At 65.6% G+C, this 12,785-nt stretch carries 12 protein-coding genes; 10 read left to right on the top strand and 2 right to left on the bottom strand.

Annotated elements, in window-relative coordinates:
• The first annotated feature begins 29 nt into the window (after positions 1–29).
• Together BM198_RS03490 and BM198_RS03485 are read left to right on the top strand one after the other, a co-directional pair.
• A complete protein-coding gene (locus BM198_RS03490; RefSeq protein WP_074967814.1) occupies positions 30–2,081 on the top strand; it encodes a pyridoxamine 5'-phosphate oxidase family protein in 2,052 nt (683 codons plus the stop codon).
• A gap of 43 nt (positions 2,082–2,124) precedes the next feature.
• On the top strand, positions 2,125–2,598 hold the full coding sequence (locus BM198_RS03485; RefSeq protein ID WP_074967812.1) for a nuclear transport factor 2 family protein: 474 nt from the start codon (positions 2,125–2,127) through the stop codon (positions 2,596–2,598).
• Positions 2,599–2,620: 22 nt separating this feature from the next.
• On the opposite strand, the gene BM198_RS03480 is transcribed toward BM198_RS03485, so the two are convergent.
• Positions 2,621–3,541, bottom strand: a complete 921-nt coding sequence (locus tag BM198_RS03480) for an ADP-ribosylglycohydrolase family protein (RefSeq protein ID WP_074967810.1) — start codon at positions 3,539–3,541, stop codon at positions 2,621–2,623.
• A gap of 197 nt (positions 3,542–3,738) precedes the next feature.
• Between BM198_RS03480 and BM198_RS03475 the strand changes: the two genes are divergently transcribed.
• The 3 genes from BM198_RS03475 (at position 3,739) to BM198_RS03465 (ending at position 5,306) form a co-directional block, all read left to right on the top strand.
• Positions 3,739–4,200 carry a hypothetical protein gene (locus tag BM198_RS03475; RefSeq protein WP_139233559.1) on the top strand — a complete coding sequence of 154 codons (462 nt, stop codon included), beginning with the start codon at positions 3,739–3,741 and terminating at the stop codon, positions 4,198–4,200.
• Between the two features lie 42 nt (positions 4,201–4,242).
• Positions 4,243–4,806, top strand: coding sequence for a hypothetical protein (locus tag BM198_RS03470; RefSeq protein ID WP_074967807.1), 564 nt, complete (start codon positions 4,243–4,245; stop codon positions 4,804–4,806).
• 113 nt (positions 4,807–4,919) lie between these two features.
• A complete protein-coding gene (locus tag BM198_RS03465) occupies positions 4,920–5,306 on the top strand; it encodes a hypothetical protein (protein WP_074967804.1) in 387 nt (128 codons plus the stop codon).
• Between the two features lie 49 nt (positions 5,307–5,355).
• Here BM198_RS03465 and BM198_RS03460 read toward each other — a convergent pair whose 3' ends face one another.
• Positions 5,356–6,387, bottom strand: coding sequence for a sensor domain-containing diguanylate cyclase (locus BM198_RS03460; protein ID WP_074967802.1), 1,032 nt, complete (start codon positions 6,385–6,387; stop codon positions 5,356–5,358).
• A 342-nt stretch (positions 6,388–6,729) separates the two neighbouring features.
• Here BM198_RS03460 and BM198_RS03455 point away from each other — a divergent pair, with 342 nt between their 5' ends.
• From BM198_RS03455 to BM198_RS03435, 5 genes are all read left to right on the top strand, one after another.
• A complete protein-coding gene (locus BM198_RS03455; RefSeq protein WP_074967800.1) occupies positions 6,730–7,419 on the top strand; it encodes a GNAT family N-acetyltransferase in 690 nt (229 codons plus the stop codon).
• Between the two features lie 446 nt (positions 7,420–7,865).
• The gene (locus BM198_RS03450) at positions 7,866–8,405 is read left to right on the top strand and encodes a hypothetical protein (protein ID WP_074967797.1); all 540 of its coding nucleotides are present in this window, start codon (positions 7,866–7,868) and stop codon (positions 8,403–8,405) included.
• Between the two features lie 180 nt (positions 8,406–8,585).
• Positions 8,586–9,095, top strand: coding sequence for a sigma-70 family RNA polymerase sigma factor (locus tag BM198_RS03445; protein ID WP_074967795.1), 510 nt, complete (start codon positions 8,586–8,588; stop codon positions 9,093–9,095).
• A gap of 4 nt (positions 9,096–9,099) precedes the next feature.
• Complete coding sequence (locus BM198_RS03440) at positions 9,100–10,038, top strand: FecR domain-containing protein (protein WP_074967793.1); 939 nt, start codon at positions 9,100–9,102, stop codon at positions 10,036–10,038.
• A gap of 159 nt (positions 10,039–10,197) precedes the next feature.
• Positions 10,198–12,747 (top strand): TonB-dependent siderophore receptor, encoded by a 2,550-nt coding sequence (locus tag BM198_RS03435; protein WP_083422319.1) that lies wholly within the window; start codon positions 10,198–10,200, stop codon positions 12,745–12,747.
• Positions 12,748–12,785: the final 38 nt, after the last annotated feature.

Below are 12,785 nucleotides of genomic sequence, written 5' to 3'. Positions count from 1 at the left end.
CCTTACGCCTCTCCAGCGGGAGCCCCACCATGAACCAGCCGACCGAGCCCTCCCCCTGGCACGCCGGGGAACAGCAACTGCAGGCACGCGCCGGGGTGGCCCAGCGCATGGCGGACATGGGCCGGCGGGTGATCCGCGACCACATGCCCGAGCAGCACCGCGCCTTCTACCGCCAGTTGCCCTTCGTGCTGCTGGGCACGGTGGACGCCGAGGGGCGCCCCTGGGCCAGCATCCTCGAAGGCCCGGTCGGTTTCGCCCACTCGCCGGCCCCACGCATGCTGCGGCTGGACGCCCTGCCCCAGGCCGGCGACCCGGCCGCAGCCGCCCTCACCGACGGCGCGGCGGTCGGCCTGCTGGGCATCGAGCTGCACAGCCGGCGGCGCAACCGCCTCAACGGTCAGGTGGTGATCCGTGACGGGCATGGGCTGGGCATCGCCGTGGAACAGACCTTTGGCAACTGCCCGCAGTACATCCAGCTGCGCCAGTACGAGACCGTCACAACCACGACCCCGCCAGCAGCCCCGGTCGAACACCTCGCCCAGCTGGACGATGCGGCACGCCAGGTGATCGCCAGCGCCGACACTTTCTTCGTCGCCAGCTACGTCACCCTCGCCGATGGCCACCGGACCGTGGACGTCTCCCACCGGGGCGGCCAAGCCGGCTTCGTCCGGGTGCGGGGCAACCGCCTGAGCATCCCGGACTTCGCCGGCAACCTGCACTTCAACACCCTCGGCAACCTGCTGCTCAACCCGCAGGCGGGCCTGCTGTTCATCGACTTCGCCAGCGGCGACATCCTGCAACTCAGCGGGCGCACCGAGCTGACGCTGGAGGGTGAGGAAATCCGCGCCTTCCAGGGAGCGGAACGGCTCTGGCACCTGGAGGTGGAGCAGGTCATCCGCCGCCCCGCCGCCCTGGCGTTGCGCTGGGCCTTCCAGGGCTATTCCGCCAACAGCCTGATGACCGGCAGCTGGGACGAGGCCGAAGCCCGCCTGCAGGCCGCCGCGCAGCGCGACCACTGGCGCCCGCTGCGGGTGACGCGGGTGCAGGACGAGAGCGCCAGCATCCGCTCCTTCTACCTGGAGCCCGCCGACCAGGGCGGCTGGCCGGCCTTCTCCGCCGGGCAGCACCTGCCGCTGCGGCTCACCCTGCCGGGCCAGGCGCACCCCCTGATCCGCACCTACAGCCTGTCCAGTGCACCGTCGGACGGCTTCCTGCGGATCAGCGTGAAGCGCGACGGCCTTGTCTCCCAACACCTGCACGCGCACCTGGGCGTCGGCAGCCTGCTGGAGGCCAAGGCCCCGCGCGGCCGCTTCGTGCTCGATCCGGAGGAGCGCCGCCCGCTGGTGCTGCTGGCGGCCGGCGTCGGCATCACGCCGCTGCTGAGCATGCTGCGCGAGGTGCACTACCAGAACCGTCGCCTGCGCCGTCGCCGTGTGGTCTGGCTGTTCCAGTCCGCGCGCCACGGGAGCGAGCTGGCCTTCGGCCGCGAACTGGCCGTCCTGCAGCAGGAAGCCGGCGACACGCTGCAGTGGCTGCGGGTACTCAGCCAGCCGGAAGGCGAACTGCAGGAGGGAGTGGATTTCGACCAGGCGGGGCGCATCGACACCGCCCTGCTCAAGGCCGTGCTGCCCTTCGACGACTACGACTTCATCCTCTGCGGCCCCTCCGGCTTCACCCAGGCGCTGTACGACGACCTGCGGGCGCTGAACATCAGCGACAGCCGCCTGCACGCCGAGACCTTCGGCCCCTCCAGCCTGCAACGCCGGCCGGACACAGCCAGCCCAGCCGACGCGCTGCCCCCGGCGGCCACCGAAGCGGTGCCGGTGCTGTTCCAGCAATCCGCCAAGGAGGCCCGCTGGCAGCCCGAGGGCGGCAGCCTGCTGGAGCTGGCGGAGAGCCGCGGGCTGCATCCGGACTTCAGCTGCCGCAGCGGCTCCTGTGGCACCTGCCGCACGCGCATCCTCAGCGGCCAGGTGACCTACTCGCAGCCGCCGGCCAGCCTGCCAGACGCGGACGAGGCGCTGATCTGCTGCGCAGTGCCCGCCGCCGGTGCGCCACAGCCGCTGGTGCTCGACCTTTAGCGGCTACCTTTGACACCACGCCCACACCTGAAGAGGCACGACCATGACTGCCGAAACCCGCCCCCCGCTTCCCCCCTTCACCCATGAAACCGCCGTGCAGAAGGTGCGCATGGCCGAAGACGGCTGGAACAGCCGCGACCCGGAGCGGGTCGCCCTGGCCTATACCGTCGACAGCCGCTGGCGCAACCGCAGCGAGTTCCCCCGTGGCCGCGAGCAGATCCGCGAGTTCCTCACTCGCAAGTGGCAGCGCGAGCAGCAGTACCGCCTGATCAAGGAACTCTGGGCCTTCGAAGGCCACCGCATCGCCGTGCGCTTCGCCTACGAATGGCACGACGCCGAGGGGCAGTGGTGCCGCTCCTACGGCAACGAGAACTGGGAGTTCGACGAACACGGCCTGATGCAGGTCCGCCACGCCAGCATCAACGACCTGCCGATCCGCGAGGACCAGCGGCTGTTCCACTGGCCCCAGGGTCGGCGGCCCGACGAGCATCCCGGGTTGAGCGAGCTGGGGTTGTAGGCGCCTGCAAGCCGGCGCCAGGTCAGCCGGAGCGTGCCAGGGCGGACCGGTACAGGGCGGTGGCGATGCCTTCGATCTCGGAGGCGAGGTGCAGCCGCTCGATCCAGCGGGCCGGAATGCCCTGCCGGCCGTAGAAGGCGCCGGCGATCTGGCCGGTGATGGCGGCGGTGGTGTCGGCGTCATCCCCCAGGTTGGCGGCGGCGAGTACCGCTGCCTCGAAGGAGTCGGTGGACCAGAAGCACCACAGGGAGGCTTCGAGGGAGGCGACGCTGTAGCCGGTGCCCTGGATCTGGTCACGCGACCTGTACCTGAAGCTGCCCTCGGCCAGGCGCCGGATGGCGGGCTCGGCATAGGCCTCCGGGGACAGCGCCAGCACCTCGTCCTTGCCCTGACCCGCCAGCGCGTTGGCAATGATCTCCGCAAGCAGCAGGCACGATTCGATGGCCTCGGCCGCGCCATGGGTGGTGAGGGAGCTCTGGCGCGCCGCCCACCTCATCGCCTCGCGGTCCGGGTAGTAGAACAGCACAGCCGGAGCCAGGCGCATGAGCGAACCGTTGCCGGCGGTTCGAGGGTCGCTCGAGCCCGCGAACGGCTCTCCCGTCTCCTGGAAGCGCGTCAGTGCATCACGGACCGTCATGCCGATGTCGAAGCACGCCCCCGTCGAACTCCAGTACCCCCATTGCCACCAGTTCAGGTAGCGGGTCATCTGGTCCCGGGCGTCGAACCCATTGCGCTCCAGCAGGCTTTCCGCCAGGCACAGCGCCATGGAGGTGTCGTCCGTCCACTGCCCCGGCGCCAGGTGGAAGGGCCCGCCGCCGACCATGTCGGTGATGGGGACGAGGGCGCTGCGCGGGGTGAACTCGAGGGTCGTGCCGACCGCGTCGCCACAGGCCAGGCCAAGCAGGCAACCTGCGTAGCGATCCGAGAGATGTGCGTTATGCATGCGGGTGATTCCCTTCCGGTTCCTGGCTAAGCCCCACTGGCAGCGCCTTTCAGGCGGGCGCAGCGTAGCAGAGGTACTGTCTGGCGCCTGAGACGGTTCTGGCAAAACGGCCCGCAAGGCATGCCGGGCTGCGGCGCACCCGATGTATGCTCGGCGCCGCTCACACGGACGTACCCCGCCATGCAGAGGATGCCGACATGACACCCACTCTCCGCGCTGCCGCTTTCATGCTCATCACCGCCAGCAGCCTGACCGCTCGGGCCGAAGCGCCCCTGCACGGCTACTACCGGGCCGCCACACCTGCCACGGGCCATTACCAGACCCTCACTGTGCTGGCCACGGCACACGGCCTGTCGTTCTTCTACGTGTCGGAATCGGGCTCCGCCCGCTGCGAAGTACCGGGTATCGCATCGCCCGAGCCGGGCAGCGCCGACACCTACCTGTTCACCGACGACCCAGACCATCACCTGTACGCGAACTGGGAAGGCTACGGCGCACCCGATGCATCACCCCGCTGCCAGGTGAGCCTCGTCTTCGCAGAGGACAAGGTGGTGGTGAAGCCGCTGGATGCGCAGCACTGCCAGTCCTTCTGCGGCCTGCAGGGTGCCATCGGCGGGACCTTGGAGCGGGTGGGGCCTTGGAAGATGGACAAAGAGTGAGTGGAAGTACCGGATCGAAGACAACTGTCAGGATTGCTCAACATGACAAGCAGCAAAGAAGCCAACCGAGAACGACTGATCCGATTGCTTGAGAAGATTCCGTTCAACAAGGAACCCGAGGGCTGGCGCCACGTCGCAACCATCGCTGTCGGTGGGCTGCATTCAGTCGGCTTTTCTCGGCAACATCCCTATTTACTGGTGGTTTCCAGCAGTGGCAGGGGCCTGATCGACTGCCGTACAGGCGAGAAGATCGAACGTGATTACGACGCTTACGCCGGTCTCGACAAGCTGAATGTGAATTGCCATGGCATCGGCGAAATCGAAGACGAAGTCATACAGCTTGGCGGCATTTGTGGGGGCGGATTGCCCCTCATGAACCGCTCTGGCGAAAGCCTGGAACTGGTTTCGCCAGACTGGCCAGAGAGTCGTCTTGTTCTAGCCAAGCCATACAAGAATGCCCTGGTGCCAGGCCATCAGGCCGACTGCTCCGTCATCTACACCGAGTGCGTTCGCGTGTACGGGTTCTCATGGTGCGACCATTACATCGTTGCCGCCTGCGGCAGCGACCTGGACCTTTGGGCGAGAAAAACACGGTTAACGAACTGATTTGACAGAGAAGTCGAGAGGAAGCGTTGGAATGAAACGCCATCAAGTCTCGGGGACGCCTACCGCCATCAGGCGCAAACGATTCGGGACAACAAGGTTGCCGGGGTAAGGCGATGCAAACGCTCTATGTGTATGTCGACGGCAATGACAACGAAGCCCAGGAAGTGGAGCTCACAGCCGCATTCGCTGGCCTCGCTCATGAATGGCAAGCACTTGGCGCAATGTTCGTGAACTTCAAGCACGAACCAGATGCCGGAGCGGACTCGAATGACTGCCAAGACTGGTTTCTTGGGCTCAACCTTCCTCTTGAAAGGTTCGGCGCCGTACAAGCTGAGCAGCTGTTTCCGGTTTTACGGAGGCTGGCAAGTATCACGGGACGCGAGTTCGTCCTGGGTATCGCTGCAGATTCCGGCATCAGTGAAGACGTGGTGTTCATTGATGCACATGCGGGTGAGCGAGAACGTCAGCGTCTCATTCAGTTGGCCAACTCTTCGGGATAGAGCACTGCTGAAGAGATTGCCCTACTCCGCTGAAACGGGATGACGTTACTCAGCCACCCCGCTTTCTGCGCTTGGCCTTGGCCTTGTACATCTCCCGGTCGGCCAGCTTCAGCGCGTCTTCAGCAGAAATGCCCTCCGGAGTGACAGCCGCCACACCGACGCTGGCGCCGGGGTAATGGATGTCGCCCAGCCCCTCGCCCAGCTCGAACATCCCGATTGTCGCCTGGGCCAGGCGCTCCTGAAGCAGCCTGGCGGCCTGTTGCATGCCATTCGGATTTGCGGGCTCGGCAGCTGCGCCGAGGGCGATGACCACGAACTCGTCGCCGCCCGTGCGCCCGAGGATGTCGCTGGCGCGCAGGCACGCCTGCAACTGAGCGGCCACGCCCCGCAACAACTGGTCGCCCGCCTGGTGGCCGTAGGTGTCGTTGATGCCCTTGAAGCCGTCCAGGTCGATCACCGCCACCAGCACGTACTTCTGCTCCCGCTGGGCCTGGGCGAACAGCCGGTTGAATTCACTGAGGATCGCCCGGCGGTTGGACAGCCCCGTGAGGCTGTCCGTCAGGGCCAGCTTCGCCAGTTCGGCGTTGGCGGCCTGGAGCCGTTCCACCAGCAGCTCCCGCTCCAGCGAATAGCTGAGCAAGCCGGACATGAGCATCAGCAGCGGCTCCACGTCGGCGGAGCGGGCCACCTGCGCTGAACTGGCAGCGCACACCGTGCCCAGTACCCGGCCATCGTGGGAGCAGATGGGTGCGCTGAGGTAGGTCTTGATGCCCAGGGCAGCGGCGGCCTCGGAATCGCCCCAGCATTCGGCGACGTTGTCGGAGTACAGCCGCTTCTCTTCGAGCGCTCGCTTGCACAGCGTGTCCGCCCAGGGCACCACCAACCCTTCCGGGATCACCATGCTGCCAACGTTGCGGGCGAACTCGACGCGCTGGATGCCTTCGTCGGTGTTGATGGTGGTGAGGTAGGTCGACTCCATCCCCGTGACCTGCCCCAGCAGGGCCAGCAGTGGCCGGGTCAGCTCCTCCAGGGTCCGGGCCTTGGGAACGGTTTCCGAGAGAAGCGACAGTATGTGGTCCATGGGCAAGAACTACGGCGTTGTGGACGGATGCGGGATTGTTAGCCAAAAGCAGCCCAAATTGAACCAGGGGAAACTGCCTCTTGGCGGTATCCAGGCGCTACGGCAGCCCGTTTCCATTCAGGATGTGAACGCGTCACGGTGCGTGCCTGACTCCACCGGCATCTGCCGGCAAGGGTGCCGTCCGGTACTTCGTCGTGGTCGTCCATTTCGATGGGTAGAGACGCCGCCAGTCCTCCTCGCTGCAGTCGGCAACGACACTGCTCCAATCATCCGCCCCACGCGAGCGCTACAATGCCGCCCGCGCCGATCCCCTGATCGGGCACGCCTGGAGCCTGCTTCCCGATGTTCACCCTCGTTACCCTCGACACGCCGCCGCCCGAGTCCCTGAAGAGCCAGGTCCTGCAGATGGTGGTGGACGATTTCAGCGACATCAGCCCCGTGCCGCTGACGCCCAGCAACCCGCTCTACCCGCTGTACCAGTACGTGATCGGCTACGAGGTGCACCTCTACCTGCAGGCCATGGACAGCGGGCTCGACGGTGCCGCGCGACTCGTCCTGGCGCTGGATGACGAAGACCCTTCCCAGGTGCTCGGCTTCGCCCTCTTCCTGCCGAGCGCGGACGACGCCGAAGCCTGCACCCTCCCCTACATCGCCGTGAAGGCCAGCCACCGCCGGCGCGGCATCGGCCGTGCCCTGCTGCAGCAGGTGATCGCCCAGCGGCCCCACCTCGAGCTGGCCTGCGTCGCCAGCAAGGCACCGCTCTTCGAAGCCATGGGGCTGCGCGTACTGGCCGCCCAGGGGCCCCATGTCCTGCTGAACACCCGTGACCACCGTTCCGACGGCCTGGTCGCCGTGCAGGACCTCGCCCCCATCTACCAGTCCAAGGAAGTGCGGCAGATCCACGCCTATCTGGTGAAGCAGCACGGCAGCAAGGCCATGCGCGAAGCGGAAGCCAAGCGCGACCGGCTGCTGGACCAGTTGGCCTTCCACGCCCAGGCACTGGTGAAGGAGCGTTTCCCCACGGTGCATTGATGGCCGGTGCACCGCAGGAAAAGCACAGATGACAGCAGCCGGCTGAGTGACGTCACGGCGTCAGGCTGGAGCCTCAACCCCCATCAACCTGCCGGACGTGCAGGCGCATAAGGACAATGCACCCGATGAATCTACCGCCCTCCTTGATCATGGGATCCATCCCGGTCGTACTGGCCATTGCCTCCACACTGATTGCCTGGCGATACGTGCAAAACCGAATGCTGTTTTTTGTAGTCGCCGTTCTGACGCCGGGGGGGGATCGATCGACTCATCGGCTTCCTGGGCAGTTTTTACCAGGCTGTTCTGACGGCACTGAACACGCCCGTACTCGACACATTCATGGCCACTCAAGCGCTACTCGAGGCGACGCTCGGCGTCCAGATTCTGGCGACACCATTGATTCTCTGGAGGCTTTGCTCGGCAATGCACAAACATCAGGAGCGCCCATGAAGAACTGGTCAGGTGGTGTGTTGGCACTACTGATGCTCATGCTCAGCTGGCCATGCTGGGCGGAGCCGTCGCAACGAGAACTCGAGGACATCCAGGCATGGGAAGCGGCCCACCTGGCAGCCGAGCAAACCATCCCTGCGCTGCTCGAGCGCTACGGCAACGCCATCAGCTGCGCGTTCGCTTTCAACCCCGGCAACGTCGTCAAGTACCGCATCCAGAAGCAACCCGTCTTCGTTGCAGCCATCAGCCTGGACGTAGGGTGCTCGGGGGGCACCTCAATGAGCAGAAACGTGCTGGTGACAATGAAGTACGGCGACTACCACAGGATCTCCGTCGACCCGGAACGCTCCAGGCCATCCCTGACGCCCACGGACTTTCCCAAGCGCCTGGAACGGCTCTATGTGGAGAACGGCGAGATCCTGTTCTCGGGTTTCAAACCCGACTGGACGAAAGACGCGCTGTGCTGCGCAACCCAGTCGGTCAAGGGCAAGGTTTCGTTCAGCGATGAGGGGTGGCGGGTCATCTTCCAGCCTTGACGACTTCCTCTGGGAAGGGCCCACCGTCAGCCTTCTTGCACAAGCAACGTGCCGCCTGAAGCGCGCTGGCGCCACACGAGAGCGCACGGCGGGTGAAACTGTCCGGCAGCGAGCGATTTACCCACGGCTCTGCGCATGCATACAATTAGCAATAATTATCAATTGCATGATCTGCCTACCATGGACCAGCTCGCCGACCACCAGCGCCGCGCCCTGCACGAACTCTATGTCGAACATCACGGCTGGCTGAAGCAATGGCTCCGCAGTCGGCTCGGTTGCCGTGAGCAGGCCGCCGATCTTGCGCAGGACACCTTCGTGCGAGTCATCAGCCAGCGCAAACTGACCGACCTGCGCCAACCCCGCGCCTACCTCACAACGGTCGCGCGCAGCCTGGTGATCGACCAGTACCGCCGCCGAACGCTTGAGCACGCGTACCTGGAGACGCTCGCCGCCCTGCCGGAACCCGTGGACATCTCGCCGGAAACGCGCAGCATCATCATCGAGACGCTGATGGAGATCGACACCCTGCTCGGCGGCATGAGCGGCCGGGCCCGCGAAATCTTCCTCATGGCCCAGCTCGATGGGTTGACCTTCACGGAGATCGGCAAGCGGCTGGGCCTTTCCGTCAATACGGTACGCAAGCACTTCGTGCGCGCCATGACCCACTGCCTTCTGCTACTGGAGGACTGAGACGATGTCAGCCCTCGACCTGAAGACCCTCGAAGCCGCCGCGCAGTGGTACGTGACACTCGCCGAGGAAGGCGAAGCCGCACGCGAGGCCCATGTGCGATGGCTGGCCAGCGACCCTCACCATGCCCTGGCGTGGGCCCGTGTCGAGCGCCTACAGGCGAAGCTCGGGCGGGTCACCGCCGATATCGCCCGCCCCACCCTGAAAAGTGCCCGCATCAAGCGCAGGGCCGTGCTCAAGGTGTTCTCCATCCTGGTCGCGGCAGGCGGTACGGCGGCGCTCGGCGTGCAGTACCGCCCGCTGAGATCGGCCTGGGCCGACTACCGCACGACCGCCGGCGAAACCCTTGAACTCGACCTGCCCGAAGGCACCCAACTGACTCTCAACACCCGCACGTCGGTCAACGTCAACTACGGCCCTGTGCTTCGCCAGGTCGACCTGCTCGAAGGCGAGATCCGGGTGCAAACGGCGGCGGACGACCTCGCACGCCCCTTTGTCGTGCATACGCCTTGCGGCAGCGTTCATGCACTGGGGACGCGCTTTCTCGTTCGCAGTGAAGCCTCCGGCGTACGTGCCGGCGTCATGCAGCACGCCGTGGAAGTCCGTCCACAGCAGGCCCCCATGCAGGTCGTGCGCCTGGAAGCCGGCCAGCAATTGACGTTCACCCGCACGTCGGTGGGCACGCCAGCCCCATTGCCCAAAGGGGCGGACGCCTGGACCCACGGGCAACTGCTGGTCAACGACTGGCGCCTGGATGACTTCGTTGCCGAGCTGGCGCGCTATCACCCCGGCTACCTCGGCTGCGCGCCGGAGGCAGGAGCATTGCGCATCTCTGGCGCCTTCCAGTTGCAGGCGCTCGACACCGTGCTCGACAACCTCAGCGGCACCCTGCCTGTCCGTGTCCGTCGCCTGACCCGCTGGTGGGCGCGGGTAGAACGAAGCTGATGCCCCTGTCACAGCACTCAGCCCGACCGCCGTCGGAGGACACGCGAAAAGGCACCGCAGGAAAAAATTCGGCCAGGTGTTGGTGATTCTGATTCTCGTTCGACAAAGACAGTAGAGGCGCAGAGACGCCGCCATCTGCCATTGGAGAAGAACGCCGTCATGTCAGGTCACCACCCCCTGTTCCGTCAGTTCCAACGCCCCCTGGTTCCGCTGGTTCTCGGCGGCGTGCTGGTCAGCGCACCGCTGGGTGCCCTGGTCTCGGCATCTGCCTGGGCCCAGGAGGCCCAGGTCGAATACACCTTCGATATTCCCGCCAGCCCGCTGGAGGACGCCATCGCCCGGTTCTCCGAGGTTGCGGGCGTCACCCTCTCCTACGAGCCCGGCGTGGCCGGTAAGCGGCAATCGCCAGGTGTTCGCGGGCGCTTCGCCACCGCCACCGCGCTGGCACACCTGCTGGAAGGAAGCGGCCTGCAAGCCATCGAACTCGGCACCGGCAGCTACACGCTGCTGCCGGTGCAGGACGACACCGGAACCGTTCTGCAGGTGAGTGAAACCCTCGTCTCGGGCCAGGGCATGGGCGAAATGACGGAGAACTCCGGCTCCTACACCACCGGCCTGGTCAGCATCGGCTCCAAGACGCCGGTCAGCCTGAAGGAGACGCCGCAGAGCGTGTCGGTCATGACCCGGCGGATAATCGAAGACCGCAAGCTGACCTCCCTGCCCGACACCATGAAACGCACCCCCGGCATCACCGTGCGCAACGGCAGCTACAACACCCAGCAGTTCTATTCCCGCGGGTTCTCCATCGACAACCTGCAGATCGACGGCGCCGCCCCCATGGACATCGGCAGCGGCATCGGCACCTTCTACAGCGACCGCAAGTACGACATGGCGATGTACGACCACGTCGAGGTCCTGCGTGGCGCCAGTGGCCTGCTGGGCGGCACTGGCGACCCCGGCGGCATCGTCAACCTGGTGCGCAAGCGCCCGCTGGCCAACTACCAGCTCGACCTGCAGACCTCGGCCGGATCCTGGGACACCTATCGCAGCCAGGTGGACCTCACCGGCCCGCTGACCCCCGATGGCACCCTGCGCGGCAGGGTCGTCGCCGCCTACACGGACCGCCAGTACTTCATGGACAACCGCAGCACCGAAAGGCCGCTGCTCTACGGCGTGCTCGAAGCGGACATCTCCGAGGACACCCTGCTGACCTTCGGTGGCAGCTACGACAAGGCGAAGGAGAACGGCACCGGCGATGGCCTGCCTCGCTACAGCACCGGCGGCGACCTGCACCTGCCACGGAGCACCTGGTACACCACCAACAGCGCCTGGGGCGACAGCTACACCCGCGAGTGGTTCGCCAAGCTCGACCACTACTTCAGCCCCGACTGGAAGCTCAACACCTCCTACACCTACTCCTACAACGCCTCGACCACCGAAGGCGTGATCCCCTACGGCTCGGTGGACGAAACCACCCGGAACGGCCCCTATTGGTGGGGCAGCTACGTAGCGAGCTGGAGCAAGCAATCGGTATTCGACGTCAACCTCTCGGGCAGCTTCGACGCCTTGGGGCGCCAGCATGAACTGCTGGTCGGCGCGGACTACCAGAAGGTCACCAGCCGCTGGCGCAGCGCAGAAGGCAAGACCGGCAAAGGTGGCCTGATCGACCTGTGGAATCCCTCGGCCACACCGCTGCCGACCGAAGCGTCAAACCACCGCTTCTGGCGGGACTACTCGCCCAACACCCGCGAGCAGTACGGCCTCTACTCGACGCTGCGCCTGCAACTGACCGACCCACTGAAGCTCGTGGCAGGCGCCCGTGCCCAGCGCTACAAGTTCGAACAGGCCTACAGCCTGCGCAACAGCGACGGCACCGGCAACTGGAGGGAGCAGGACCGCGTATCGGACCGGGAACCCACCACGCTGGTCCCGTTCGGCGGCCTGATCTATGCGCTCGATGACCAATGGTCCACCTACGTCAGCTACGCCGAGGTCTTCAAACCCCAGGCGCAGAAGCTCAAGGGCCCGTTGGACAACCTGTCCTCCATCGAGCCCATGACCGGCAAGACCTACGAAACCGGCGTGAAAGGCGAACTGCTGGACGGCCAGTTGAACGTCAGTGCCGCGCTCTTCTACACCCAGCGCAAGCACCAGGCCGCCACCGACCCGAACTACCCCAACCCTCCCTTCAGCTACAGCGGCTCATGCTGCTTCATCGCGCAGGACAGCGTCACCAGCAAAGGCCTCGACCTGGAAGCCAGCGGAACCCTCATGCCGGGCTGGGAAATCCTTGCCGGCTACACCTACAACCAGGTGCACAACGACACCGAGGAAACGCTCTACAGCACCATCACTCCCAAGCACCTGTTCAAGCTCTGGACCACCTACGACCTGCCCGGCGCCCTTGCAGCCTGGCGCGTGGGCGGCGGCGTGACCGTACAAAGCCCGACCTACGTCAGCGGCATGGCCTACCGCTTCGACGCCGGCGGCAACGTCATCGACAGCCGCGCCTACAAGTTCAGCCAGTCCGGCTATGCGGTCTACGACGCCCTGATCGAATACCAGGTGGATGACCACTGGACGGTGGAGGTCAACGGCAACAACCTGTTCGATCGCCGCTACTACGCCAGCGTCGGTACCTCCGAATACGGCAACTACTACGGCGAGCCACGCAACTTCACCCTCACCCTGCGAGGTCACTTCGACTGAACGATGCCAGGGGTGTCCAAGACACCCCTGGCCTGTGT

This window comes from Metapseudomonas otitidis, assembly GCF_900111835.1.
In the GTDB taxonomy this organism is placed as follows: Bacteria; Pseudomonadota; Gammaproteobacteria; order Pseudomonadales; family Pseudomonadaceae; genus Metapseudomonas; species Metapseudomonas otitidis.
This window is presented reverse-complemented; position numbering and strand designations above follow the sequence as displayed.

Bases quoted from the DNA above. Each gene is read 5' to 3' on its own strand.
- BM198_RS03485 (WP_074967812.1), top strand. From the start codon at position 2,125: ATGACTGCCGAAACCCGCCCCCCGCTTCCCCCCTTCACCCATGAAACC.
- BM198_RS03480 (WP_074967810.1), bottom strand. From the start codon at position 3,541: ATGCATAACGCACATCTCTCGGATCGCTACGCAGGTTGCCTGCTTGGC.
- BM198_RS03445 (WP_074967795.1), top strand. From the start codon at position 8,586: ATGGACCAGCTCGCCGACCACCAGCGCCGCGCCCTGCACGAACTCTAT.
- BM198_RS03460 (WP_074967802.1), bottom strand. From the start codon at position 6,387: ATGGACCACATACTGTCGCTTCTCTCGGAAACCGTTCCCAAGGCCCGG.
- BM198_RS03470 (WP_074967807.1), top strand. From the start codon at position 4,243: ATGACAAGCAGCAAAGAAGCCAACCGAGAACGACTGATCCGATTGCTT.
- BM198_RS03455 (WP_074967800.1), top strand. From the start codon at position 6,730: ATGTTCACCCTCGTTACCCTCGACACGCCGCCGCCCGAGTCCCTGAAG.
- BM198_RS03465 (WP_074967804.1), top strand. From the start codon at position 4,920: ATGCAAACGCTCTATGTGTATGTCGACGGCAATGACAACGAAGCCCAG.
- BM198_RS03475 (WP_139233559.1), top strand. From the start codon at position 3,739: ATGACACCCACTCTCCGCGCTGCCGCTTTCATGCTCATCACCGCCAGC.
- BM198_RS03435 (WP_083422319.1), top strand. From the start codon at position 10,198: ATGTCAGGTCACCACCCCCTGTTCCGTCAGTTCCAACGCCCCCTGGTT.
- BM198_RS03440 (WP_074967793.1), top strand. From the start codon at position 9,100: ATGTCAGCCCTCGACCTGAAGACCCTCGAAGCCGCCGCGCAGTGGTAC.
- BM198_RS03490 (WP_074967814.1), top strand. From the start codon at position 30: ATGAACCAGCCGACCGAGCCCTCCCCCTGGCACGCCGGGGAACAGCAA.
- BM198_RS03450 (WP_074967797.1), top strand. From the start codon at position 7,866: ATGAAGAACTGGTCAGGTGGTGTGTTGGCACTACTGATGCTCATGCTC.